Source organism: Moorella sp. E308F, from assembly GCF_006538365.1.
Classification (GTDB): domain Bacteria; phylum Bacillota; class DSM-521; order Neomoorellales; family Neomoorellaceae; genus Neomoorella.
The window spans coordinates 628,005-649,578 of record NZ_BJKN01000001.1 but is presented as its reverse complement, the minus strand read 5'-3'; the positions used below and the strand labels follow the sequence as shown (position 1 = coordinate 649,578).

The following is a 21,574-nucleotide window of genomic DNA, read 5'->3' as shown; positions in this document are numbered from 1 at the left end:
GGTGCGCCTGCATGAGTTACATCCAGCACCTGGCTCCAGGTTTAAACCTACCCGGGTAGGACGGGGTATCGGGTCCGGCTTGGGCAAAACTTCCGGCCGTGGCCATAAAGGGCAAAAAGCCCGCTCCGGGGGCGGTGTCCGCCGGGGCTTTGAAGGTGGCCAGATGCCCTTAAGCCGCCGTCTTCCCAAAAGGGGCTTCACCAATAAATTTGCCCGCGAGTTAACGGTCATTAATGTCGGCGAACTGGAACGCTTTGAACCGGATACTGTAGTGACGCCGGAGGTCCTGGCCCGGGCCGGCCTGGTCAAGCAGGCCAGGAACGGCGTCAAAATCCTGGGCGATGGTGAAATAACCAAGCCCCTGACCGTCAGGGTTCAGGCTGCCAGCCGCCAGGCCATTGCCAAAATTGAGGCTGCCGGCGGCAAAGTTGAGGTGATGTAAGTGTTAAACACCCTGGCCAGCGCCTGGAAGCTGGAAGACCTGCGGAAGAAGATATTTTTTACCCTGATGATGTTTATCGTCTTCCGCCTTGGCGCCCATGTGCCCCTCCCTGGAATCAATAATGCCGTCCTGCAGGAATTAGTTCGGGGCGGTACGATATTGGGTTTTTTTGACGTTATTTCCGGCGGGGCCTTTAAGCGATTTACCGTGTTTGCCATGGGCATTATGCCCTATATCAATGCCTCGATTATCATGCAGCTCCTGACGGTGGTCATTCCAGCCCTGGAACGGCTGGCCAAAGAGGATATCGAAGGGCGCAAAAAGATCGTCCAGTATACCCGTTACGGGACGGTTATTTTAGGCCTCCTTCAGGCCCTGGGTATGGCCCTGTATCTCGCGCGCTCGGGGGCTTTCTTAAGACCAGGCCTGCACAATTACCTGGTGGTAGCGGTAATGCTTACAGCAGGTACGGCCTTCCTCATGTGGCTGGGGGAATTAATTACGGAAAAGGGTATTGGTAACGGCATTTCCCTGATTATCTTCGCCGGGATTGTTTCCCGCCTGCCGGCTGGTGCTGTTAGTCTCTACCAGTACCTCACTTCCGGAGAGGTAAGTATCATTTCGTTAATCCTCTTTGCCATTATTGCCGTGGTAATCATTGCCGCAGTAGTGGCCATGCAACAAGGGGAACGCCGGATTACCGTGCAGTATGCCAAGAGGGTGGTGGGCCGGCGGATTTACGGCGGCCAGAGTACCCACATCCCGTTAAAGGTCAACCAGGCCGGGGTTATTCCTGTGATCTTCGCCATGTCTATCCTGCTCTTTCCCAGCACCCTGGCTTCCTGGTTTCCCCACAGCAGCCTGGCCCAGGCTATAGTAAGGTTTTTTGACCCGCGGTCGGCTTTCTATATGATCCTTTATGCGTTGCTGATCATCTTCTTCACCTATTTCTATACGGCTGTGACCTTTAACCCGCAGGATGTGGCCGATAACATGAAAAAGTACGGCGGCTTCATCCCGGGCTTGAGACCCGGCCGGCCGACTGCTGAATATATTGAACGGATCTTAACCCGGATAACCCTGGCAGGGGCGATTTTCCTGGCCTTTATCGCCGTGCTGCCCAATATCCTGATGGCCGCTACCGGCATTAACGTATATTTCGGGGGCACTTCCCTCCTGATTGTAGTCGGTGTGGCCCTGGAAACCATGAAACAGCTGGAGTCCCACCTGTTGTTGCGGCACTATCAGGGCTTTATGAAGTAAATACCGGGGGGGCTAAAGAGGATGCGTTTGGTATTGCTGGGGCCACCTGGGGCTGGTAAGGGTACCCAGGCCGCGTTAATCTGCAAACACTTGGGTATACCCCATATTTCCACCGGGGATATGTTCCGCCAGGCCATCAAAGAAGGTACCGAACTGGGACGCCAGGCAGAAAAGTACCTGCAAAGCGGGGGCCTGGTGCCCGATGACGTAACTATTGGCCTGATCCAGGAACGCCTGAGCCATTCCGACTGCCGGCAGGGTTTTTTACTGGACGGTTTTCCGCGGACGGTAGCCCAGGCCGAAGCCCTGGATGCCTGGCTGGCCGGGAGAAAGGAAAAGCTCGATGCGGTTATTGATATTGAGGTGCCGCGGGAGGAACTCATGGCGCGCCTGACAGGACGCCGGGTCTGCCGCCAGTGCGGGGCCACCTACCACCTCCAGTACAATCCACCGGCTGAGGCGGGCAAATGCGATGTTTGCGGCGGGGAGCTCATCCAGCGAGCGGACGACACCGCAGCAACTGTCGGCAAACGGTTGGATGTATACAACGAGCAAACGGCGCCCCTCATTACCTATTACCGTCAGCGCGGTCTTTTAAAGGAAATTGACGGCAGCGGGGATATTGCGGCCGTAAGCCGGGCCATTGGTGCGGCCCTGGGAAGAGACTGGCAATGATTATTTTAAAGTCACGCCGGGAAATAGCCCTGATGCGTGAAGCGGGACGGATCGTGGCCCGGACCCTGGCTAAACTTAAAGACCATATCGCCCCCGGGGTAACTACTGCGGAACTGGACCGCATAGCCGAGGATTATATTCGGGAAAATGGTGCCGTGCCGGCCTTTAAGGGCTATCAGGGCTTTCCGGCCAGTATTTGTGTTTCCGTTAATGAGGAAGTCGTCCACGGTATACCAGGTTTAAAGCAACTGGCTGAAGGGGATATTATTAGTATTGACATCGGTGCGGTAAAAAATGGATATGTTGGTGACGCCGCGGTTACTTTTCCAGTTGGCGCTATTGATGCCGAGAAGCAGCATTTGCTGGCCGTAACCGAAGCCGCCCTTTACGAAGGCATCAAACATGCAGTCGCAGGCAACCGGCTGACTGATATATCCCACGCTATCCAGACCTATGTCGAAAAAAATGGCCTTTCGGTAGTCCGTGATTATGTGGGCCACGGTATTGGCCGGGCGATGCATGAAGACCCCCAGGTACCGAACTTTGGTCCCCCGGGTTATGGCCCCCGCCTCCGGGCGGGGATGGTCCTGGCCATTGAACCCATGGTAAATGCCGGTACCCATGAGGTTTATACCCTGGCCAATGGCTGGACAGTAGTGACCAGGGATAAGAAACCTTCGGCGCACTTTGAGCATACGGTAGCTTTGACGGATAACGGACCGGAGATCCTGACGTTACTCTAACTGGCAGGTGGAGGCGAAGGTTATGCCGGCAGGTGAACTAAAGGTGGGGCAACTGGTATATTCCCGGGCTGGGCGCGACCGGGGGCGACCTTTTCTGGTCTGGCAGCTGGCCGGGCCCAGCCGGGTTTATCTTGTTGACGGCCGTTTACGACGTACCAGTAAACCTAAACTGAAAAACGTCCTCCATGTCCAGGCGGTTAACCGGGTAGCGACGGCTATTGCTGACCGGTTAAAACAGGGAGAAGTAGTTACCGATGCCGAAGTACGACGGGCTATTGCCCAGCTCTTAGAGACTGAGCAGGCTTGATAAGGAGGGGTTTATTTGGCCAAAGAGGATGTCATTGAAGTTGAAGGCACGGTGATCGAACCCCTGCCCAATGCCATGTTTCGGGTAGAGCTGGCCAATGGGCACCGGGTGCTGGCCCATGTCTCCGGTAAGATCCGGATGAACTTTATCCGTATTTTGCCGGGCGACCGGGTAATGGTGGAATTGTCACCCTATGATCTCAACCGGGGACGCATCGTTTACCGCTATAAATAATCTGGGAGGGTTTAGTTTGAAAGTCAAGCCTTCAGTGCGGCCTATTTGTGAAAAATGCAAGATCATAAAACGCAAGGGTAGAATTATGGTTATTTGCGAAAATCCCAAGCACAAGCAAAAACAGGGATAGACAGGGGGTAAGGCGTAAATGGCAAGGATTGCCGGGGTAGACCTTCCCCGGGATAAGCGGGTGGAAATTGCCCTGACTTATATTTATGGCATTGGCCGGCCAACGGCAAATAAAATCCTGGCTGCGACAGCCGTTAACCCTGATACCAGGGTAAGGGATCTAACGGAAGAAGAAGTAAGCCGGCTACGCGAATATATAGATAAAAATTTAACGGTCGAAGGGGATTTGCGCCGGGAGGTAGCGTTAAATATCAAGCGATTGATGGAAATAGGTTGCTACCGTGGCCTGCGTCATCGTCGGGGGCTGCCGGTACGCGGCCAGCGCACCAAAACCAATGCCCGTACGCGTAAAGGACCCCGCAAGACTGTGGGCGTGCGGCGCAAGAAGTAAGGGGGAGAAGCTATGCCAAGGAAAACTACCCGGCCACGCCGGCGCGAACGTAAAAATATTGAAAGCGGCGTGGCCCATATTAAATCAACCTTTAACAATACCCTGGTAACCATCACCGATAAAAATGGTAACACTATTGCCTGGGCCAGTGCCGGTACCGTGGGGTTTAAAGGTTCCCGCAAGAGCACACCTTTTGCCGCTCAAATGGCGGCCGAAGCAGCTGCCAGGCAGGCTATGGAACATGGCATGCGCGAAGTAGAGTGCTACGTAAAAGGTCCGGGAGCCGGCCGGGAAGCTGCCATTCGTTCCCTGCAGGCCGCTGGGCTTGAGGTTAGCGTAATTAAAGATGTAACCCCGATTCCCCACAACGGCTGCCGGCCTCCCAAGCGGCGGCGAGTGTAACAGGAGCTTTTAAAGGTCGCAAGAACACGTCGTCGTTAAGAAGCATGCGACTTGCAGAGGAGGTAATACTTTGGCAAGGTATAAAGATGCTACCTGTCGCCTGTGCCGGCGGGAAGGCATGAAGCTTTTCCTGAAAGGCGATCGCTGCTATTCTGATAAATGTGCTGTGGCCCGGCGGTCCTATGCCCCCGGCCAGCACGGCCAGACCAGGAAAAAGCTTTCCGAATACGGCCTGCAGCTAAGGGAAAAGCAGAAGGCCCGCCGCATTTACGGCGTCCTGGAACGCCAGTTCAGCAACTACTTTGAGAAGGCCGAGCGCATGAAAGGCGTTACCGGTGAAAACCTGCTTATCCTGCTGGAGAGGCGCCTGGACAATGTTGTTTATCGCCTGGGTTTTGCCGATTCCCGTGCCCAGGCGAGGCAATTAGTCCGGCACGGCCATTTTACGGTAAATGGCCAGAAGGTGAGTATCCCTTCCTACCTGGTCCGGCCTGGTGATATCATTGCCGTCCGGGAAAAGAGCAAGGAGAGTCCCCTTTTCAAAGAGATTGCCGCGGCGGCAGCCCACCGGACGGTCCCGGCCTGGCTTAAAGCTGACCCGGCAGCTTTAGAAGGGCACGTCCTCTCCCTGCCGACGCGGGAACAGATTGATGTGCCGGTGCAAGAACACCTCATCGTTGAGCTTTACTCCAAGTAAGATGCAGGCTGGATGAGCTCACGAGAAGGAGGGGAACAATGCTCGAAATTGAAAGGCCCAGGATTGAGTGCCTGGAAATGTCCAATAAGTACGGGCGGTTTGTAGTCGAGCCCCTGGAGCGGGGTTATGGAATCACTCTGGGTAATTCCCTGCGGCGGATTCTTCTCTCCTCACTGCCCGGTGCTGCTGTAACCACGGTCAAAATTGAAGGGGTCCTCCATGAGTTTTCCACCATTCCCGGTGTCGTCGAGGATACCACAGAGATTATTTTAAACCTCAAGTCCCTGGCCCTGAAGCTCCACAGCGATGAACCCAAGGTAATAAGAATTGAGGCTGAGGGCGAAGGCGAGGTTACAGCTGCCGATATTATTACTGATGCTGACGTTGAGGTCTTAAACCCCGACCTGCACATTGCCACCATAGAAAAAGGCGGCCGCCTGTTTATTGAAATGACGGTAGAAAAAGGGCGGGGTTATGTCAGTGCGGAAAAAAATAAAAAAGAGGACCAGCCCATCGGGATTATTCCCGTCGATTCCCTCTTTTCGCCAGTCCATAAAGTGAACTATCAGGTGGAAAACACCCGGGTAGGACAGGTTACTGACTACGATAAACTTACCCTGGAGGTATGGACTGACGGTACTATTGCCCCCGATGAGGCAGTGAGCTCGGCAGCCAAAATTCTTATCGAACACATGCGTCTCTTTTTAGGTTTAACGGAGCGCGTCAGCGACGAAGTAACCATGGTTGAGAAAGAAGAAGAAAGCCGGGATCGCCTCATGGACATGTCCATTGAGGAACTTGATCTATCGGTGCGTTCTTACAACTGCCTGAAGCGGGCGGGCATTAATACCGTTGGCGAGCTTTTGCAGCGTACCGAAGAAGATATGATGAAGGTACGCAACCTGGGCAAAAAATCCCTGGAAGAAGTTACGCAAAAGCTCGCGGAACTGGGCCTGTCCCTGCGACAGAGTGATGGGTAAAGGGGTGACATTTAGATGGGTTACCGGAAATTAGGTCGCCTGTCCGGCCACCGGAAAATGATGCTGCGCAATATCGTCACTTCCTTTTTGCGGGAAGGTAAAATAGAAACTACAGAAATGCGGGCTAAAGAACTAAAAAGCCTGGCCGAGAAAATGATTACCCTGGGCAAAAGGGGCGACCTCCATGCCCGGCGCCAGGCCCTGGCCTACCTGCTGGATGAAGACGTGGTTACCAAATTATTTAAAGAAATCGGCCCGCGCTATCAGGATAAAAACGGCGGCTATACCCGGATAATTAAGACCGGCTTCCGGCGGGGTGACGGCGCGCCCATGGTCCGCATTGAACTGGTTTAAGCGATGATCGAGGTCCGGGGCGTCACTTTTTTCTACCCGGGAACTACCGAACCGGTCCTGGAAAATATAAGTTTAACCATCAAGCCGGGGGAATTTGTGGCCGTCACTGGCCCCAACGGTTCCGGCAAATCAACCCTGGCCCGGCTATTAAACGGCCTGCTCCGCCCCGGGGAAGGCCGTGTCCTGGTAGACGGGCTGGACACCGGTGACGAAGCTTCCCTGGTAGAGATTCGCCGCCGGGTAGGGATGGTTTTCCAGGACCCTGACAACCAGCTGGTGGCCGCTACCGTCGAAGATGATGTGGCCTTCGGGCTGGAAAATCTGGGCCTGCCACCGGCTGTAATCAGGCAGCGGGTTGCGGCCGCCCTGGAGGCCGTGGAGCTGGCAGATTTAAGGACCAGGCCCCCCCACCACCTATCCGGAGGGCAGAAACAGCGCCTGGCCCTGGCCGGCGTCCTGGCCATGGAACCGTGTTATCTGGTGCTGGACGAGGCTACGGCCATGCTGGACCCGGTAGCCCGGGAGGAAGTGCTCAAGAAAGTACTGGATTTACGCCGGGAAAAAGGGCTGGCCGTTATCCTTATAACCCACCTTATGGAAGAGGCGGCCCTGGCAGAACGGATGCTGGTCCTGAATGCCGGGCGCATACTTTTGGCCGGCCCGCCTGCAGAAGTGCTGCAGCAGGAGGAGAGGCTGGCGGCAGCAGGGCTAAAGGCGCCGGTAACTGTTGCCCTGGGCAAGAGCTTAAGGCAGGCAGGGCTAAAATTACCGGCCAATTTAGTCACAGTGGAGGAGATGGCCCGGGCCCTATGGAAATTGGCCTCCAGGAAGTAAGTTTTGCCTACAGAGTAGCCGGCAGGCAGTTACCGGTGTTGGAAAACATCAATATCAAAGTCTCCCCGGGTGATTTCCTGGCGATTACCGGGGCCGGGGGTTCGGGGAAATCAACCCTGGCCATGCTTATGGCCGGCCTGCTGGAACCGACGGCAGGCCGGGTTACCCTGGACGGGCGACCGGTCCGGGGGCGGGGTAAAGGGAAAGATACCTTATCCTGGCAGAGGGTGGGCATGGTCTTTCAACAGCCGGAGCAGCAACTTTTTGCCGAAACGGTGGCTGAAGATGTAGCCTTTGGCCCCAGGAACATGGGCCTTAACGGTACCGGGCTCGAAGCCAGGGTCAAGGCGGCCCTCCGTGCTGTAGGCTTGGAGCCGCAAAGGGTGAGTGGGCGTTCCCCCTTTAGCTTAAGCGGGGGACAGCAACGGCGGGTAGCCATTGCCGGGATCCTGGCCATGGAGCCGGAGGTTCTAATCCTAGATGAGCCGACGGCCGGTCTGGACCCGGCCGGCCGGGAACAGATACTCAATGTAATCAGGGCCTTTTACCGCCGGCCCGGGAAGGCAGTAGTCCTTATCTCTCATAATATGGCCGAAGTGGCCGAACTGGCCCGGCAGGTTATAGTATTACACCGGGGGCGGGTGGCTCTCCAGGGTACGCCGCGGGAAATTTTCCGCCAGGGCGAAGCCTTAAGATCCTATGGTCTTATCCCTCCGCCCCTCACCCGCCTGATGCAGGAGCTGCGTCGCCAGGGAGCCCCGGTCACCATGGAAGTCCTAACGTTGACCGAGGCCCGGGAAGCCATCTTGGCCTGGCTGGGGGCTTAGCCTTATGGTTATTGAAGTGGGTCAATATGTCCCGGGGACAAGCAGCATCCATAACATGGATCCCCGGGCCAAACTGCTAGGCTTGCTCCTTTACGGAATAGCTCTTCTAACCGCGCCAACTGGTATAGCAGCGAGCCTTACCGGGGCAGCTATATTACCGGTAATAATCTTGGCCGGCCTGGCACCGGCCTTTATATGGCGCCAGCTGAGGCCGCTTATTGTTTTCCTGGTAATTATCTTTATCCTTCAGGCAGCCTTTACCCCGGGGGAAATAATGGCTGTGGTGGGGCCGGTGAGGATTACCCGGGAGGGGCTCAACTACGGCTTATTGGCCCTGGCCAGGGTGTTTTTCCTGGTCCTGGCCGCGGCTGTACTCATGGCTACGACCGATCCCCTGGCCCTGGCCGACGGCCTGGAGCGGCTGCTGCGACCGGGGCAGAAACTGGGCCTGCCGGCCGCTGAACTGGCCCTGATGCTGACCATGGCCCTCAGGTTTGTGCCCACCCTGCTGGAAGAGGCCGAGCGGATTATGCGGGCGCAGGTTGCCCGGGGAGCGACCTTCCGGGGCAGCCACATCAAAAACCTGATGCCTCTGGTCATCCCGCTCTTTATCAGTGCCTTTCGCCGGGCCGAAGGCCTGGCCGAAGCTATGGAAGCCCGGGCCTATCAGGGTGGTAAAGGCCGTACCCGGATGCGGGAGCTGCATTTTAAGGCGGCTGACTATATCTTCCTCCTGCTGGCCGGCCTTCTGGCCGCCGGGTCGGCCTATTTCCGGCTAAGAGTCGGAAGTTAGGATTGAAGACGCCGCTAAGGAAAGGGGGAGGAGGCGCTTATGTTTTTGCGTCTCCGGGACATATCCCTCCCATATGTTAGGAGGCTAACTTCCGCCCATGCCGCACCTGAAAATTACCCTGGCCTATGACGGCACCAATTACGCCGGCTGGCAGGTGCAGCCGGTGGCCCACGGGCCTACCATCCAGGGTGTCGTAGCCGCAGCCTTAAACCGGCTGACAGGGGAAAGGATCTGCCCGGTAGCTGCGGGGCGGACGGACGCCGGGGTCCATGCCCGCGGCCAGGTAATCAGCTTCTGCACTTCCAGCCGCATACCGGTGGAGCGCTGGCCCCTGGCCTTGAACAGCCTGCTGCCGGAAGATATTGCGGCATTAGACGCTGAGGTAGTATCACCTGAATTTCATGCCCGTTACAGTGCCCGGTGGAAATGGTACCGCTATACCATTTACAACCACAGCCTGCCTGACGTCTTCAGTCGCCGTTACAGCTGGCAGGTACGTTACCCGCTGGACTTTGCCGCCATGGCCAGGGGTGCAAGTTACTTTACAGGCCGCCATGATTTTCGTTCCTTTTGCGCCGCCGGCAGCCCGGTGCGCCAATTTGAACGCGAGGTAGTTAAGGCGCACTTGCACCGCCAGGGTCACTTCATTTTTTTTGATGTGGTGGCCAACGGTTTTCTTTATCATATGGTAAGAATTATGGTCGGCACCTTGGTAGAAATCGGCAGGGGCCGACTGCTGCCGGAGGATGTTCCGGTTATACTTGCCGCCCGTTCCCGGGCAAAGGCCGGCCCGACGGCCCCGCCCCAGGGACTGTGTCTGGAGAGGGTAGCATACTAATTTTCTTGACTTGCCGTAGTTAATTGCTTAAAATAGTCTCGTGATAGGAACAGGAGGGAGAAAATGTCCACCTTTATGGCCAAACCACATGAGGTGGAGCGAAAGTGGTATATCATTGACGCGGCCGGTAAAACGCTGGGTCGCGTAGCCACCGAAGCTGCCCGCCTCCTCAGAGGCAAGCATAAACCCATCTTTACCCCCCATGTGGATTGTGGCGATCACGTTATTGTCATTAACGCAGAAAAAGTACGGCTCACCGGTAAAAAGCTCCTGCAGAAGAAATATATTCGCCACAGCGGTTACCCCGGTGGCTTAAAGGTTATGAACTATGCCCAGCTCTTAAAGACTTTTCCCGAGCGAGCCATTGAGAAGGCCGTGAAAGGGATGATCCCGCATAATCGCCTGGGCCGGCAGATGGTCAAGAAGCTCAAGGTCTACCGCGGCGATAGCCATCCCCACGCGGCCCAGCGGCCGGAAGTCTGGGAGATCAAGGATTAATCGAAGGAGGGGAAAATTTTGGCCCAGGTTCAATTTTACGGCACGGGAAGGCGAAAAAATGCCGTGGCCCGGGTGTACCTGGTTCCCGGCGAGGGCCGGGTGTTAGTTAACGACCGCCCCCTCGATGAATATTTTGGCCAGCAGATCCTGGCTATGCAGGTACGCCAGCCCCTGGAAGTAACCAACAACACGGGCCGCTTTGATGTTCTGGCTAAAGTTAGGGGCGGCGGGATCAGCGGCCAGGCCGGTGCCATCAGGATGGGCATTGCCAGGGCCCTGTTACAGGCTGACGCCGACCTGCGCCCGGTTTTGAAAAGCCATGGTTTCCTTACCCGTGATCCAAGGATGAAGGAAAGAAGGAAGTACGGCTTAAAGAAAGCCCGTAAGGCGCCACAATTCTCCAAGCGATAAGAAGGGGTGTTTCATATGCACATCAAGACGGTTTTTACGCCCCGCCTACAGGAGAGTATCAGGCAGGGCGGCTGCGGCAACTGCCATGTTTCCTGCCAGTCGGCCTGCAAAACATCCATTACCGTCAGCAATCAGCCCTGCGAACGTGAAGAAAAGAAGTAACCACCAAGGCCCGACTTTTCCGGTCGGGCTTTTATTGTTAGGAGGAGACCAATATTGCCATCCCTAAATCTCCAAAATGTTGACTGGCAGGGGGATGTCCACTGGTTCGACTTTGAAGACCTCTGCCTGCTTCTGGACGTCAATAGTGGCGCTCTCCATATAATCGACGCTCCTGCCCGGGCCGTTTTGGAAGAATTGCGGTCCGGGGATGAGCGCGGTACCTTCACCGAAGCCGACTGGCCTGCGCTCCTGCCCCGGTCTGTCCGGGAGTGGGGTGCCGGCACAGTCCTGGAAGTCTGCCGGGAACTGGCTGCCAAACAGGCCGAAGGGACTCTCTTTACCGTCGATGAGGTTGGCCGCAGTTACCAGCCGCCGGCACCCAGCCTCCAGGCCCTCTGCCTCCACGTTGCCCATGACTGTAATATGCGCTGCCGTTACTGCTTTGCCGGCGGGGGCCCTTTTGGCGGCGAGCGGGGCTTAATGAGCCGGGAGACGGGGTACCAGGCCCTGGACTTGCTTTTTAAAGAATCCGGCAACCGCCCCCGGGTGGAGGTCGACTTCTTCGGCGGCGAGCCGCTGCTCAATTTCAGCGTCGTACAGGACCTGGTAGCTTACGGCCGGGAAAAGGCTGCGGCGGCCGGGAAAAAAATCAGCTTTACCCTGACCACCAACGGCCTGGGCTTGACGCCGGCCATCGAGGAGTACCTCATTGAGAACCAGATCAGTGTTATTTTGAGCCTTGACGGTCGCCCGGAAATTCATGACCTAAACCGGAGGACCCGCACCGGCCAGGGCACTTATCACTTAGTGGTCCCCAGGGAGCAGCATTTTGTCGCTGCGTATGAGCACGTGGACTACTGGGTGCGGGGAACCTACACGCGCCAGAATCTCGATTTTACCAGGGATATCCTGCATATGGTAGAATTAGGATTTCGCTACCTGTCCCTGGAACCGGTAGTAGCGGCTCCGGAGGCTGAATATGCTATTAGGGAGGAAGATCTGGACCTGCTGGCGGCACAATATCGCCACCTGGCCCGGGCCTACCTGGAAGCGAGGGCTAAAGGTACACCCTTTAACTTTTTCCACTTCAACATTGACGCTAGTGCCGGCCCCTGCCTTACCAAAAGGCTTACCGGTTGCGGTGCGGGCACCAGTTACCTGGCAGTCACCCCCGGCGGCGACCTTTATCCCTGCCACCAGCTAGTGGGGAGAAAGGAGTACTGCCTCGGCAACGTCCGGGAAGGGATCTTGCGTCCTGAAATACGAGAAGATTTTCGCCAGGCCCATGTATATAACCAGCCGGCCTGCAGCCGTTGCTGGGCACGCTTCTACTGTAGCGGCGGCTGCCATGCGGCCAACCTGGCCGCTACCGGGAATTTGCGGCAACCGGCGCCTGTACCCTGCGCCATCCAGAAGATGCGCCTGGAAGCGGCTCTTTATGTGCAGGTCAAGGAAGCCATTGGAGCCTGATTTTACCCGGATTTACAGCGCGCCGGGCCTCCAGGGTTAAAAAAGGGCAAAAAATTTCTAAATGGGGAGGAATCCTGGCTTCAAAGGTAGAATAATAGGAAGGTAAAGGGCAGGAAGAAGCAGTTCCTGCCGTATTTTCGGGGAGAGGAGGCATGCCATGCCGCCGCCGGGTAAGCTGCCGGATGTGGCGGCCATAGCGGGTCGCCTTTTAAAGGATTGGCCGGCACGGTGGAAAGAAGCACCCAGGAATAAAAAAATTTTTTTCATAATAAGCGGTATCCTGGCCGGGGGATTATTGTTGCTGGCCGGATGGTACCGGCTAACTGTTCCCAATGCCTGGGCAGTGATGGTCAACGGTCGCCAGGTGGCTGTAGTTAGCCGTCAGGTAGATATCAATCAGGCCATCCAGGATATTCTCAAGGAAAGCGGGTCAGGCAACTACCAGGGCCTAAAGATTACCGATCAGATTGATTATAAAAAAGTCCGGGTCAACCCGCGGGAAATTATAGATGGCCAGCAATTAAAAAATATTCTCCAGGAGACGCTGCATTTTGTTGCGGCAGCGACAGTAATAACCATTAACGGTCAACCCGAACTTGTGGTGCGGGATGATAGTGTGGCGGATGCGGTCCTGGCCCAATTAAAACAATCCTATCTGCCACCGCCGGGGAGCGGGGAGGTCCAGGAGGTCAAATTCCTGGAGGAGGTAGCCTATGAGCACCGGTCGGTCCGGCCAGAAGAAATTTTAAACCCGGAGGCGGCCCTGGCCAGGCTCAAGGGGACTACGACGGCGAGCCAGGAGTATGTAGTTAAAGAAGGGGACTCTCTGTGGACCATAGCCCGGGAACACGGGTTGCTAGTTGACGATATTAGAGCCGCCAATCCGGAACTCCAGGGCGAACGCCTGGACATCGGCCAGCGCTTAAGACTCACGACAGCGAAGCCACTCCTCCAGGTAATGGTCGTCTATAGACAGGAAGTGAAAGAACCTGTTCCCTATGAAGTGAAAATAGAAACGAATACCGACCTCTTACGGGGCCAGGAAAGGGTAAAGCAGGCTGGGTCAGAGGGCGAACGGCTGGTTACCTACCAGGTAGTGACTAAAAACGGCGTCCAGGTTGAGAAGAAAGTTATTCAGCAGCAGGTGCTGAAAGAACCTGTAACTAAAATAGTGGAACGAGGGACGCGGGTAGTTCTGGCTTCCCGCGGCGGCGGTTCCGGCCGGCTGGCCTGGCCCATCCGGGGAATTATTACTTCCCCCTATGGTTACCGTGGCCGGGAGTTCCACTCAGGTATGGATATTGACGGCTACGTTGGACAGCCGGTAGGGGCCGCCGAGGACGGAACGGTGACCTTTGCCGGTTACGACGGCGGCTACGGCCGAATGATTACCATTGATCACGGCGGGGGCCTGGTAACCCGATATGCCCATCTATCGGGCTTTAACGTCCGCGTAGGCCAGCGGGTGAACCGGGGACAGGTCATCGGCTATGTAGGGGTTAGTGGGCGTACTACCGGACCGCACCTGCACTTTGAAGTTTTGGTCAATGGCAGTTTCCGTAACCCGTCGGGATTTTTAAATTAGATTATTATCGCCATCCCTGAGGACAAGCCTCAGGGATATTTTTCTTGCCCGACCTTGCCTAATTAAAAGCGAGAGCGTATAATAACTATAGTTTAAACCGAAAAGGGCATGACGGACTGGAAGCAGGCGCATAATATAGCCAAAGTGGACCCATTGAATTGAAATCAAGCGATACTATGAAAATGCCGTGAGGCCTTGGTCCGGGAGAGAACTTTTGCCTGATCGGTGAAGCTGATCGAAGCGGGGGCGCTCCGCAAGGGCCAGGGAACGAACGGTACAATGCAAGCCTGTGACAAGGTTATTTCCGAAGGAGGTAGGCAAGATGCCCCATGATTTGCTTATTATTGGTGGTGGGCCGGCCGGGCTGACAGCGGCTCTTTACGGTGCCCGGGGCGGGCTGGATACCGTGGTGCTGGAGATGGGTGCTCCCGGTGGACAGGCCGGGCTGACAGACAGGATTGAAAATTACCCCGGCTTTCCCGAAGGCATTAATGGTATGGAACTTGCCATGAAATTTGCCGAACAGGCCAGGCGCTTCGGTGCCAGGATAGAAATGACCACAGTCCAGGGAGTGGAGCTTAACGGGGAGATAAAAAAAGCCTTTACCGGGAGCGGTGAGTTTACTGCGAGGGCAGTAATCATCGCCAGCGGGGCTCATCCGCGGCCCCTGGGAGTACCAGGGGAAGAAGAATTTCGCGGCCGGGGTGTTTCCTATTGCGCTACCTGCGACGGCGCCTTCTTCCGGGACAAAAAGGTCGCTGTAGTCGGCGGTGGCGATTCGGCTGTGGAAGAAGCCCTCTTTCTAACCCGTTTTGCCAGCCAGGTGACCATTATCCACCGTCGTGACGCTTTGAGGGCGACGAAAGTGCTTCAGGAACGGGCCCGGGACAACCCTAAAATTTCTTTCTGCTGGAATACGGTTGTAACGAGGATAAAGGGCAAGGAAAAAGTCGGCAGCTTGGAGTTAAAAGATGTAAACAGTGGAGCCACCAGGGAAGAAGCCTTCGACGGGGTCTTTATCTTTATCGGCCTGGAGCCCAACACTGGTTTTCTGAAGGGGACCCTGACCCTGGATTCCCAGGGGTATATTGTTACCCGCGAAAATCTGGCCACTTCCATCCCCGGGGTCTTTGCCGCTGGCGACGTCCGGGCCAAGGATTTCCGCCAGGTGAGTACGGCTGTAGGCGACGGGGCAGTGGCGGCCATGGCGGCTGAGCGCTATCTGGCCGGCCTGTGAAAAAGGAAGGTCCGGGAGCGACATGTTTGACACTTGTTTTCCGGTAGATTATAATACCTATATACCCGTACCGGGTAGGAAGGAGGTGACGGTATGGCGGAAGTTGTCCTGCAGGTCGAGGGGATGACCTGTAATCACTGTAAAATGAGCGTGGAAAAGGCCCTGGGGGGCCTGGAAGGCGTCACGGCAGTAGCAGTCGACCTGGCGGCCAAGACGGCCCGCGTTACTTATGATCCTGCTAAGGTAAACCTGGAAGCTATGAAAAAGGCTGTAACTGAGGCAGGTTATGAAGTAAAATAGACAGGATATTACCAAGCAAACTTTTTTACAAAATCCGGAGCCAAGCCTGCTCCGGATTTTTTACACTCATTACCAGTGAAGCTGCCGCCAGCAATATAGTATAATCGAAACGGGAGAGCCCCTGGGGGAGGGGAGAAACTTGTTACAACACTGGTGGCAGGTAATTATTGTTAGCTGCCTGGCTGTGCTGGCAGTTGCAGTAGTTATCCTGGCGCGTACTACAGCTTTACCGCGTACCTTAAGCTATAGCCTGGTCCGCCAGATAGTGGCAGCACATACCGCCTGGCAGACCCGTAATTGGCAGGAGATAGATAGCTCCCATTTCCGCCTTCGCTACCGGCAGGAGGATGCCGCTATCGCCCCCCTGGTCCTGGCAACCGCCGAGGAGGCTTACGGGCCGGTGGGTGCGATGTTACAACATGCACCCCATGGTAAAACTTTAATTATACTTTACCCTGACCGGGAGAGTCTTGCGCGCCAGTTTGGTTGGGCAGCCAGCGAAAGTGCCATGGGGGTTTACTGGGGCGGGGTTATCCGTGTCCTTTCGCCCTTTGACTGGGTGGCCGGCCGGGACCTGAAAGAGATTGCCCATATTTTTGCTGTTTCAGGACCCGTAGCCCATGAATTGACCCACCTTATGGTGGACGAGAAGGCGCGGGGTAACTACCCGCGCTGGCTGACGGAAGGTATTGCCCAGTATATAGAAAAGGAACTTACCGGCTTTACTATGCCGGGTTCGCCGGATGCTACTGGCTGGTATCCATTAAAGGCCATGGATTATGGATTTGATAGCCTGCCTGATCAGGCCCTGGCGTACCGCCAGTCGTTTTTAATGGTTGCCTACCTGGTAGAAAAGTGGGGCTTACCGGCCTTACGCCAGGTCCTGGAACGCCTCGGCCGGGGGGCTCCCCTGGAAAGAGCCTTCCAGGAAGTCCTTGGCGTCAGCACTGTTACCTTTGAGGAAGCCTTTTCCCGGGAATTTCCGGTAAGCAGGTTTTCACAAAGCCTTTAACTTTTCTTCACAAAAATATCACATCTGCGGGTTATATTAAAACCAAACAGATACCCTATAAGGGTATTCTTCGAAATGGAGGTGCGATTTACATGCTCAGGCTCAAGAGGTACTTCTTGCGCCCGGTGGCCCACTGTTCCGGCGGTCACAGTAGGTAGTCCTGGGCATGACGTTAAACTGCCCAACCATCCTCCCTTATAGCTTTTTCCTTAGCTCCTGGAATGGCTTCCGGGAGCTTTTTTTATCTTTAAATTATAAAATAGTGGTCGGCAGGTAATATTAGAACTGAAGGAGAGCAAGCAGTCTTCATTTGGAGCAAGGAGGCATTATTTTGCGTTATCCTTTTCCCGGCAGCTTAAAGTACGTGCGGATCGTGGCAATAATCCTGCTGTTTTTTTTCGGTGCGGTCCTCGGTGCCGGGACGGCCATTGTCATGGCCCCCCGCCTGATGCAGCGGCCCCTGGCGCCGGCACCTGGATCTACGGCCCCCTTAACTCCACCAGCGGGACAACCGGTCCAGTTTACGGACAGTTCACCGGTAGTTACCATTGCCAGGCAGGTTGGCCCGACCGTCGTTGGGGTGGCGGCCATGACGGGCCGCAGCTTTACGGGTGAAGGCGGGATAAAACAGGGTTCGGGCGTTATTTTTGACGGTGCTAACGGCTATATCGTCACTAATAACCATGTCATTGCCGGCGCTGAGAGGGTCACCGTCAGCCTCGATCATGACCATGTTTACCCGGCCACCGTCGTGGGAGTCGATGAGCGAAGCGACCTGGCAGTTTTGCAGATCAAGGGAACCAATTTACCCCAGGCCCGCCTGGGAGATTCGGGCGCTGTCCAGGTGGGAGAGACGGTAGTGGCTATTGGCAACCCCCTGGGTCGGGCATTTGCCCGTTCGGTAACGGTGGGGGTCATCAGTGCCTTGAACCGGGAAGTGACCGTGCCCGGGCCCCACGGAGCAGAGATCACCCTGCGGACCCTGCAGACCGACGCTCCCATTAACCCCGGCAACAGCGGCGGTGCCCTGGTAAATTTAAGGGGAGAAATTATCGGCATTAACAGCGTTAAAATAGCCGCCAGCGGGGTAGAGGGGATGGGTTTTGCCATCCCCATCAACGATGCGCGTCCTATTATCGACCAGATCTTAACCCGGGGCTATGTTACCCATCCTTTTCTAGGCGTTTATAACCTCCGGGAGATTACCCCGGAAATGGCTCGGTGGTATAATATACCGGAGGGGGTATATATCGGCGGCATCTTTAATGATGGCCCGGCGGCTAGGGCCGGGCTACAGGTAGGCGATGTCATTATCGCTGTGGACAACAATAAAGTGACGAGCTATGCCGATATCCAGAGCTTGATTAATAAAAAATTACCGGGGGATAAGGTAACTTTAACTGCTGTGCGCCTAGCCGGCAAAAAGCAGCTTAATTTTACAGTAACCCTCGGTGAGTTGCCGTCGAAATAAGGAAGCATGCAGCATATTGATATTGTAGCCGTGGGCCGTGTACGGGAGCAATACCTGCGTGCCGGGATAAACGAATACTTAAAGCGCCTGCAGCCCTATGCCCGGGTGCGCATCCTGGAAGGCCCCGAAAGCAAGGTCCCGGAGCCTTTGAATCCGGCCCGGGTCGAGCAGATCCTGGCCGCTGAAGGAGAAGGACTGAAGCGTCTCCTGCGGCCGGGCGCTTATACCATCGCCCTGGATCGGGAAGGCTTGATGCTATCTTCAGAAGAGCTAGCAACGCGGCTTGCCGATTTAGCCCTGGCCGGGCGCAATAACCTGGCCTTTGTTATTGGCGGTACCCTGGGCCTGGCTCGAGACCTCCTGGAAGCTGCCGACCTGCGCCTCTCTTTTTCCCGCTTTACTTTCCCGCACCAGCTCATGCGGTTAATCCTGCTCGAACAGCTCTACCGTGCCTATAAAATCCAGCGCGGAGAAACCTATCACCGCTAAAGATCCCATCCTCAATTCCATAAACGCCAGCCCCGCATGTGCACGCCTTTGCGGATGGTGGCTGACCGCCAGGGGTGGCACCTTCCCGAGCCCTTGTCTTTTCTTGCTTCTTACAATAGAATTTAGTGAGGTTATATAAGTTCAGCGTAAAATGTGGAGGGTAAGCTGCCTTGAGAACGAAGTCGTAAGCAGTTCTTTTGAAAGGGGATCAAGACTATGGGGAAAGAGATCCTGGTAATTGGGCACCAGCGACCGGATACGGATTCTATTGCCGCGGCCATTGGTTATGCCGCTTTAAAGAATGAACTGCACCAGGGGGGGTTCCAGGCCGCCAGGTGCGGCAAACTCAATCGGGAAACGGAGTTTGTCCTATCTTATTTCGATGTCACTGCCCCGCCTTTAGTTAACGATGTCCGTACCCGGGTAAAGGATGTCCTGGACGGCGGGCTCCTCTTCATCCATCCGGAAGCTACAGTGCGCCAGGCAGGTATTTTTATGCGCCAGCATGGCGTTAAAACCCTGGCTGTTGTCGATAACGACCGGCGTTTATTGGGTCTTTTTACTATGGGGGACCTGGCACGGTTACTCCTGGAAGCCTGGGATACGGGCAACGTGCCTATGGACGAACCCGTTCAGCAGGTGATGCAAAGGGATAACCTGGTGGTTTTTCACCAGGACGACCTTATCACGGAAGTCCGCCAGACCATGCTGGACACGCGTTACCGCAATTACCCGGTAGTCGACGATGACCACTGCCTGGTGGGTTTAATTGCTCGCTATCACCTCCTGGCCATGCGGGGCAAAAGGGTTATCTTGGTCGACCATAATGAAAAGAGCCAGGCCGTGCCCGGCATTGAAGAAGCGAAGATCCTGGAGGTCGTCGATCACCATCGCCTGGCTGATATCGAAACGGCCGAGCCCGTGATGGTTCGCAATGAACCGGTAGGGAGCACGGCAACAGTTGTCAGCAAGATGTACCGCGAACAGGGCCTTGAACCCGATAAAGGCATTGCCGGCGTCCTGTGCGCGGCCATCCTATCCGACACCCTGCTTTTTAAATCACCAACAAGCACTTTAACCGATAAAGAGCAGGCAGGGTGGCTGGCCGGGATAGCAGGGATAGACGTTAATGATTTTGGCCGGGATATGTTCCGGGCCGCTTCTTCCCTGGTCGGCCGCTCGGGACGGGAAATTATCCTGGAGGACTTTAAAAACTTCAACTTTGGCGGTACCACCGTCGGCATTGGCCAGATTGAGATTATCGATTCCGGCACCCTGCCGGTTGGCCGCCAGGAACTCATGGCCGAACTGGAAAAGCTTCAGGTAGAAAGAAATTATGATTTAATTGTCCTGATGGTCACCGATTTGATGCGTAACGGTACGGAGCTGCTGTTTACCGGGCCCCAGGCACGGGCCGTGGAACGGGCCTTTAATGTTGCTGCAGGAGCGGGCAGCGTCTTTTTGCCCGGGGTCATGTCCCGCAAAAAACAGGTGGTACCGCCTTTACAGCGCCTGTTGCAGAAGTAAAAGATAATGGCGCCTCCAGAGGGGTGAAAGGAGGCGCCATTGCTTTTATAACATGTTTTACCACTATATCTTTACACATAATATTTACATCTGTCTTGACATATGATAAGATAGTGATGCCGCCAGTTTGGTGAGGTTAAGGAGGGAGACGTTCTTTGAGTATTGCCCGTCGTTTAGAAGGACTACCCTTAGGGGGCTTTCATTACCGGCTGCTCTTTATCTGCGGCATCGGCTGGCTTTTCGACGCTATGGACGTGGGCCTGGTCGCCTTTGTCCTGCCGGCAGTGGGTAAAGAATGGCATCTTTCTGCCGCCCAGTTGGGGGCCCTGGGCAGTATTGGCCTTTTGGGGATGGGCCTGGGCGCAGTTGTGGGTGGAACTTTAAGTGACCTCCTGGGCCGCAAAAGGGTCTTTACTTATACCCTGATTTTTTACGGTGTAGCTACTTTCCTGGCAGCACTGGCAGTTAATTACCCCTGGCTGATGTTTTGGCGCTTCCTGGTGGGCCTGGGTCTAGGGGCAGAGGTGCCGGTAGCCTTTACCCTAATGAGCGAATTTTCACCAGCCCGGTACCGAGGTCGAATGGCGGTCTTGCTGGAAAGCTTCTGGGCCTTTGGGTGGATTGCTGCAGCACTGATAGGCTACCTGGCCGTACCCCGGTGGGGCTGGCGCCTGGCCTTTTTTATCGGTGCCCTGCCGGCCTTGTATGCTGCCGTTTTACGCCGGGCTCTACCGGAATCCCCCCGCTATCTGGAGAAAACAGGTAAAGTTGAAGCGGCTGAAGCAATAGTGGCCATGGTGGAGAAAAGCAGCGGCGGCCCTGCGGGAGAAACACCACCTGGCCAGGAAGGGGAAGGAGAGACTGCAGCCAGGGTAACCGTAAGGGATCTCTGGTCGCGGCGCTATTTCCGGCGCACCCTCTGCCTGTGGCTTTTATGGTTCGGGATTAACTTTTCTTATTATGGCATTGTCACCTGGTTGCCTTCCCTGATGGTGGGCAGGGGTTTTACCATCATCAAGAGCTTTGAATACGTTTTAATCATGACCCTGGGCCAGGTACCGGGCTATTTCAGTGCCGCCTACCTGGTGGAGAAGATCGGCCGTAAAGCCACGCTGGTGACTTATCTGGCCCTGAGCGGGGCAGCGGCCTACATGTTCTCCCTGAGCACCACCACCGGCCAGCTTATTCTCTGGGGCCTGGCAGTCTACTTCTTCAACCTGGGAGCATGGGGTGTCCTTTACGCCTATACGCCGGAACTTTACCCCACGGCCATCCGGGCTACCGGTTCCGGCTGGGCCTCCTTCTGCGGCCGCATTGGCGCCATCCTCGCTCCCCTGATAGTAGGGCAGATGCTGGTTCTTATGGGCCAGGCGGCCGCCTACCCGGTGATCTTCCTCCTCTTTACCGCTGTCTTTGTCGTCACGGCTCTGGGAATGCTTATCTTGGGGATTGAAACAAGGGGTAAAACCCTGGAGGAACTTTCTTTTACCCCTTGACGCCGGC

Annotated in this window: 28 protein-coding genes; all 28 read left to right on the top strand. The window is 55.7% G+C overall.

Annotated elements, in window-relative coordinates; genetic code table 11:
- Window position 1: 1 nt before the first annotated feature.
- Complete coding sequence (gene rplO / locus E308F_RS03125; protein WP_141263465.1) at window positions 2-442, top strand: 50S ribosomal protein L15; 441 nt, start codon at window positions 2-4, stop codon at window positions 440-442.
- On the top strand, window positions 443-1,705 hold the full coding sequence (gene secY, locus E308F_RS03120; protein ID WP_141263463.1) for a preprotein translocase subunit SecY: 1,263 nt from the start codon (window positions 443-445) through the stop codon (window positions 1,703-1,705). It begins immediately after the preceding gene.
- A gap of 21 nt (window positions 1,706-1,726) precedes the next feature.
- Window positions 1,727-2,380 (top strand): adenylate kinase, encoded by a 654-nt coding sequence (locus E308F_RS03115; protein WP_141263461.1) that lies wholly within the window; start codon window positions 1,727-1,729, stop codon window positions 2,378-2,380.
- Window positions 2,377-3,123 (top strand): type I methionyl aminopeptidase, encoded by a 747-nt coding sequence (map, locus tag E308F_RS03110; protein ID WP_141263459.1) that lies wholly within the window; start codon window positions 2,377-2,379, stop codon window positions 3,121-3,123. The genes E308F_RS03115 and map overlap by 4 nt, the downstream gene beginning before the upstream one ends.
- A gap of 22 nt (window positions 3,124-3,145) precedes the next feature.
- Window positions 3,146-3,430, top strand: coding sequence for a KOW domain-containing RNA-binding protein (locus E308F_RS03105; protein WP_141263457.1), 285 nt, complete (start codon window positions 3,146-3,148; stop codon window positions 3,428-3,430).
- A 15-nt stretch (window positions 3,431-3,445) separates the two neighbouring features.
- Window positions 3,446-3,664 carry a translation initiation factor IF-1 gene (infA, locus tag E308F_RS03100; protein ID WP_141263455.1) on the top strand — a complete coding sequence of 73 codons (219 nt, stop codon included), beginning with the start codon at window positions 3,446-3,448 and terminating at the stop codon, window positions 3,662-3,664.
- A gap of 16 nt (window positions 3,665-3,680) precedes the next feature.
- Window positions 3,681-3,794, top strand: coding sequence for a 50S ribosomal protein L36 (gene rpmJ / locus E308F_RS03095; RefSeq protein ID WP_141263453.1), 114 nt, complete (start codon window positions 3,681-3,683; stop codon window positions 3,792-3,794).
- A gap of 18 nt (window positions 3,795-3,812) precedes the next feature.
- On the top strand, window positions 3,813-4,184 hold the full coding sequence (gene rpsM / locus E308F_RS03090) for a 30S ribosomal protein S13 (protein WP_141263451.1): 372 nt from the start codon (window positions 3,813-3,815) through the stop codon (window positions 4,182-4,184).
- Between the two features lie 12 nt (window positions 4,185-4,196).
- The gene (gene rpsK, locus E308F_RS03085; RefSeq protein WP_141263449.1) at window positions 4,197-4,586 is read left to right on the top strand and encodes a 30S ribosomal protein S11; all 390 of its coding nucleotides are present in this window, start codon (window positions 4,197-4,199) and stop codon (window positions 4,584-4,586) included.
- Window positions 4,587-4,656: 70 nt separating this feature from the next.
- Window positions 4,657-5,283 (top strand): 30S ribosomal protein S4, encoded by a 627-nt coding sequence (gene rpsD / locus E308F_RS03080; RefSeq protein ID WP_141263446.1) that lies wholly within the window; start codon window positions 4,657-4,659, stop codon window positions 5,281-5,283.
- 38 nt (window positions 5,284-5,321) lie between these two features.
- The gene (locus tag E308F_RS03075) at window positions 5,322-6,263 is read left to right on the top strand and encodes a DNA-directed RNA polymerase subunit alpha (RefSeq protein WP_141263444.1); all 942 of its coding nucleotides are present in this window, start codon (window positions 5,322-5,324) and stop codon (window positions 6,261-6,263) included.
- A gap of 15 nt (window positions 6,264-6,278) precedes the next feature.
- Window positions 6,279-6,617 carry a 50S ribosomal protein L17 gene (rplQ, locus tag E308F_RS03070; RefSeq protein WP_141263442.1) on the top strand — a complete coding sequence of 113 codons (339 nt, stop codon included), beginning with the start codon at window positions 6,279-6,281 and terminating at the stop codon, window positions 6,615-6,617.
- A gap of 3 nt (window positions 6,618-6,620) precedes the next feature.
- The gene (locus tag E308F_RS03065) at window positions 6,621-7,451 is read left to right on the top strand and encodes an energy-coupling factor transporter ATPase (RefSeq protein ID WP_141263440.1); all 831 of its coding nucleotides are present in this window, start codon (window positions 6,621-6,623) and stop codon (window positions 7,449-7,451) included.
- Window positions 7,427-8,278 (top strand): energy-coupling factor transporter ATPase, encoded by an 852-nt coding sequence (locus tag E308F_RS03060; RefSeq protein WP_141263437.1) that lies wholly within the window; start codon window positions 7,427-7,429, stop codon window positions 8,276-8,278. Before E308F_RS03065 ends, E308F_RS03060 begins: the two co-directional genes overlap by 25 nt.
- Before the next feature lie 4 nt (window positions 8,279-8,282).
- Complete coding sequence (locus tag E308F_RS03055) at window positions 8,283-9,071, top strand: energy-coupling factor transporter transmembrane component T family protein (protein ID WP_141263435.1); 789 nt, start codon at window positions 8,283-8,285, stop codon at window positions 9,069-9,071.
- 97 nt (window positions 9,072-9,168) lie between these two features.
- The gene (truA, locus tag E308F_RS03050; RefSeq protein WP_141263433.1) at window positions 9,169-9,909 is read left to right on the top strand and encodes a tRNA pseudouridine(38-40) synthase TruA; all 741 of its coding nucleotides are present in this window, start codon (window positions 9,169-9,171) and stop codon (window positions 9,907-9,909) included.
- Window positions 9,910-9,972: 63 nt separating this feature from the next.
- The gene (gene rplM, locus E308F_RS03045) at window positions 9,973-10,407 is read left to right on the top strand and encodes a 50S ribosomal protein L13 (protein ID WP_141263431.1); all 435 of its coding nucleotides are present in this window, start codon (window positions 9,973-9,975) and stop codon (window positions 10,405-10,407) included.
- Window positions 10,408-10,425: 18 nt separating this feature from the next.
- Window positions 10,426-10,818 (top strand): 30S ribosomal protein S9, encoded by a 393-nt coding sequence (rpsI, locus tag E308F_RS03040; RefSeq protein ID WP_141263429.1) that lies wholly within the window; start codon window positions 10,426-10,428, stop codon window positions 10,816-10,818.
- A gap of 15 nt (window positions 10,819-10,833) precedes the next feature.
- Window positions 10,834-10,980: a six-cysteine ranthipeptide SCIFF gene (gene scfA / locus E308F_RS03035; RefSeq protein WP_141263427.1), complete on the top strand. Its 147-nt coding sequence runs from the start codon at window positions 10,834-10,836 to the stop codon at window positions 10,978-10,980.
- Between the two features lie 54 nt (window positions 10,981-11,034).
- Window positions 11,035-12,450, top strand: a complete 1,416-nt coding sequence (gene scfB / locus E308F_RS03030) for a thioether cross-link-forming SCIFF peptide maturase (protein WP_253260381.1) — start codon at window positions 11,035-11,037, stop codon at window positions 12,448-12,450.
- A 157-nt stretch (window positions 12,451-12,607) separates the two neighbouring features.
- Window positions 12,608-14,035, top strand: coding sequence for a M23 family metallopeptidase (locus tag E308F_RS03025; protein WP_141263423.1), 1,428 nt, complete (start codon window positions 12,608-12,610; stop codon window positions 14,033-14,035).
- Window positions 14,036-14,357: 322 nt separating this feature from the next.
- Complete coding sequence (trxB, locus tag E308F_RS03020; protein ID WP_141263421.1) at window positions 14,358-15,272, top strand: thioredoxin-disulfide reductase; 915 nt, start codon at window positions 14,358-14,360, stop codon at window positions 15,270-15,272.
- Between the two features lie 93 nt (window positions 15,273-15,365).
- A complete protein-coding gene (gene copZ / locus E308F_RS03015) occupies window positions 15,366-15,572 on the top strand; it encodes a copper chaperone CopZ (protein WP_141263419.1) in 207 nt (68 codons plus the stop codon).
- 139 nt (window positions 15,573-15,711) lie between these two features.
- Window positions 15,712-16,584, top strand: coding sequence for a peptidase MA family metallohydrolase (locus E308F_RS03010; RefSeq protein ID WP_141263417.1), 873 nt, complete (start codon window positions 15,712-15,714; stop codon window positions 16,582-16,584).
- A gap of 331 nt (window positions 16,585-16,915) precedes the next feature.
- The gene (locus E308F_RS03005) at window positions 16,916-18,055 is read left to right on the top strand and encodes a S1C family serine protease (protein ID WP_172613811.1); all 1,140 of its coding nucleotides are present in this window, start codon (window positions 16,916-16,918) and stop codon (window positions 18,053-18,055) included.
- Window positions 18,056-18,061: 6 nt separating this feature from the next.
- Window positions 18,062-18,544, top strand: coding sequence for a 23S rRNA (pseudouridine(1915)-N(3))-methyltransferase RlmH (rlmH, locus tag E308F_RS03000; RefSeq protein WP_141263413.1), 483 nt, complete (start codon window positions 18,062-18,064; stop codon window positions 18,542-18,544).
- Between the two features lie 216 nt (window positions 18,545-18,760).
- A complete protein-coding gene (locus E308F_RS02995) occupies window positions 18,761-20,071 on the top strand; it encodes a putative manganese-dependent inorganic diphosphatase (RefSeq protein WP_141263411.1) in 1,311 nt (436 codons plus the stop codon).
- A 155-nt stretch (window positions 20,072-20,226) separates the two neighbouring features.
- Window positions 20,227-21,567 carry an MFS transporter gene (locus E308F_RS02990; RefSeq protein WP_141263409.1) on the top strand — a complete coding sequence of 447 codons (1,341 nt, stop codon included), beginning with the start codon at window positions 20,227-20,229 and terminating at the stop codon, window positions 21,565-21,567.
- Window positions 21,568-21,574 lie beyond the last annotated feature (7 nt).

What these genes read in the sequence shown, in the direction of transcription:
- E308F_RS02995 (WP_141263411.1), top strand. Translation starts at nt 18,761, where the DNA reads ATGGGGAAAGAGATCCTGGTAATTGGGCACCAGCGACCGGATACGGAT.
- rlmH (WP_141263413.1), top strand. Translation starts at nt 18,062, where the DNA reads ATGCAGCATATTGATATTGTAGCCGTGGGCCGTGTACGGGAGCAATAC.
- scfA (WP_141263427.1), top strand. Translation starts at nt 10,834, where the DNA reads ATGCACATCAAGACGGTTTTTACGCCCCGCCTACAGGAGAGTATCAGG.
- rpsM (WP_141263451.1), top strand. Translation starts at nt 3,813, where the DNA reads ATGGCAAGGATTGCCGGGGTAGACCTTCCCCGGGATAAGCGGGTGGAA.
- rplQ (WP_141263442.1), top strand. Translation starts at nt 6,279, where the DNA reads ATGGGTTACCGGAAATTAGGTCGCCTGTCCGGCCACCGGAAAATGATG.
- E308F_RS03025 (WP_141263423.1), top strand. Translation starts at nt 12,608, where the DNA reads ATGCCGCCGCCGGGTAAGCTGCCGGATGTGGCGGCCATAGCGGGTCGC.
- E308F_RS03075 (WP_141263444.1), top strand. Translation starts at nt 5,322, where the DNA reads ATGCTCGAAATTGAAAGGCCCAGGATTGAGTGCCTGGAAATGTCCAAT.
- trxB (WP_141263421.1), top strand. Translation starts at nt 14,358, where the DNA reads ATGCCCCATGATTTGCTTATTATTGGTGGTGGGCCGGCCGGGCTGACA.
- E308F_RS03105 (WP_141263457.1), top strand. Translation starts at nt 3,146, where the DNA reads ATGCCGGCAGGTGAACTAAAGGTGGGGCAACTGGTATATTCCCGGGCT.
- copZ (WP_141263419.1), top strand. Translation starts at nt 15,366, where the DNA reads ATGGCGGAAGTTGTCCTGCAGGTCGAGGGGATGACCTGTAATCACTGT.
- E308F_RS03060 (WP_141263437.1), top strand. Translation starts at nt 7,427, where the DNA reads ATGGAAATTGGCCTCCAGGAAGTAAGTTTTGCCTACAGAGTAGCCGGC.
- E308F_RS03055 (WP_141263435.1), top strand. Translation starts at nt 8,283, where the DNA reads ATGGTTATTGAAGTGGGTCAATATGTCCCGGGGACAAGCAGCATCCAT.
- rplM (WP_141263431.1), top strand. Translation starts at nt 9,973, where the DNA reads ATGTCCACCTTTATGGCCAAACCACATGAGGTGGAGCGAAAGTGGTAT.
- map (WP_141263459.1), top strand. Translation starts at nt 2,377, where the DNA reads ATGATTATTTTAAAGTCACGCCGGGAAATAGCCCTGATGCGTGAAGCG.
- rpsK (WP_141263449.1), top strand. Translation starts at nt 4,197, where the DNA reads ATGCCAAGGAAAACTACCCGGCCACGCCGGCGCGAACGTAAAAATATT.
- E308F_RS03115 (WP_141263461.1), top strand. Translation starts at nt 1,727, where the DNA reads ATGCGTTTGGTATTGCTGGGGCCACCTGGGGCTGGTAAGGGTACCCAG.
- E308F_RS03065 (WP_141263440.1), top strand. Translation starts at nt 6,621, where the DNA reads ATGATCGAGGTCCGGGGCGTCACTTTTTTCTACCCGGGAACTACCGAA.
- truA (WP_141263433.1), top strand. Translation starts at nt 9,169, where the DNA reads ATGCCGCACCTGAAAATTACCCTGGCCTATGACGGCACCAATTACGCC.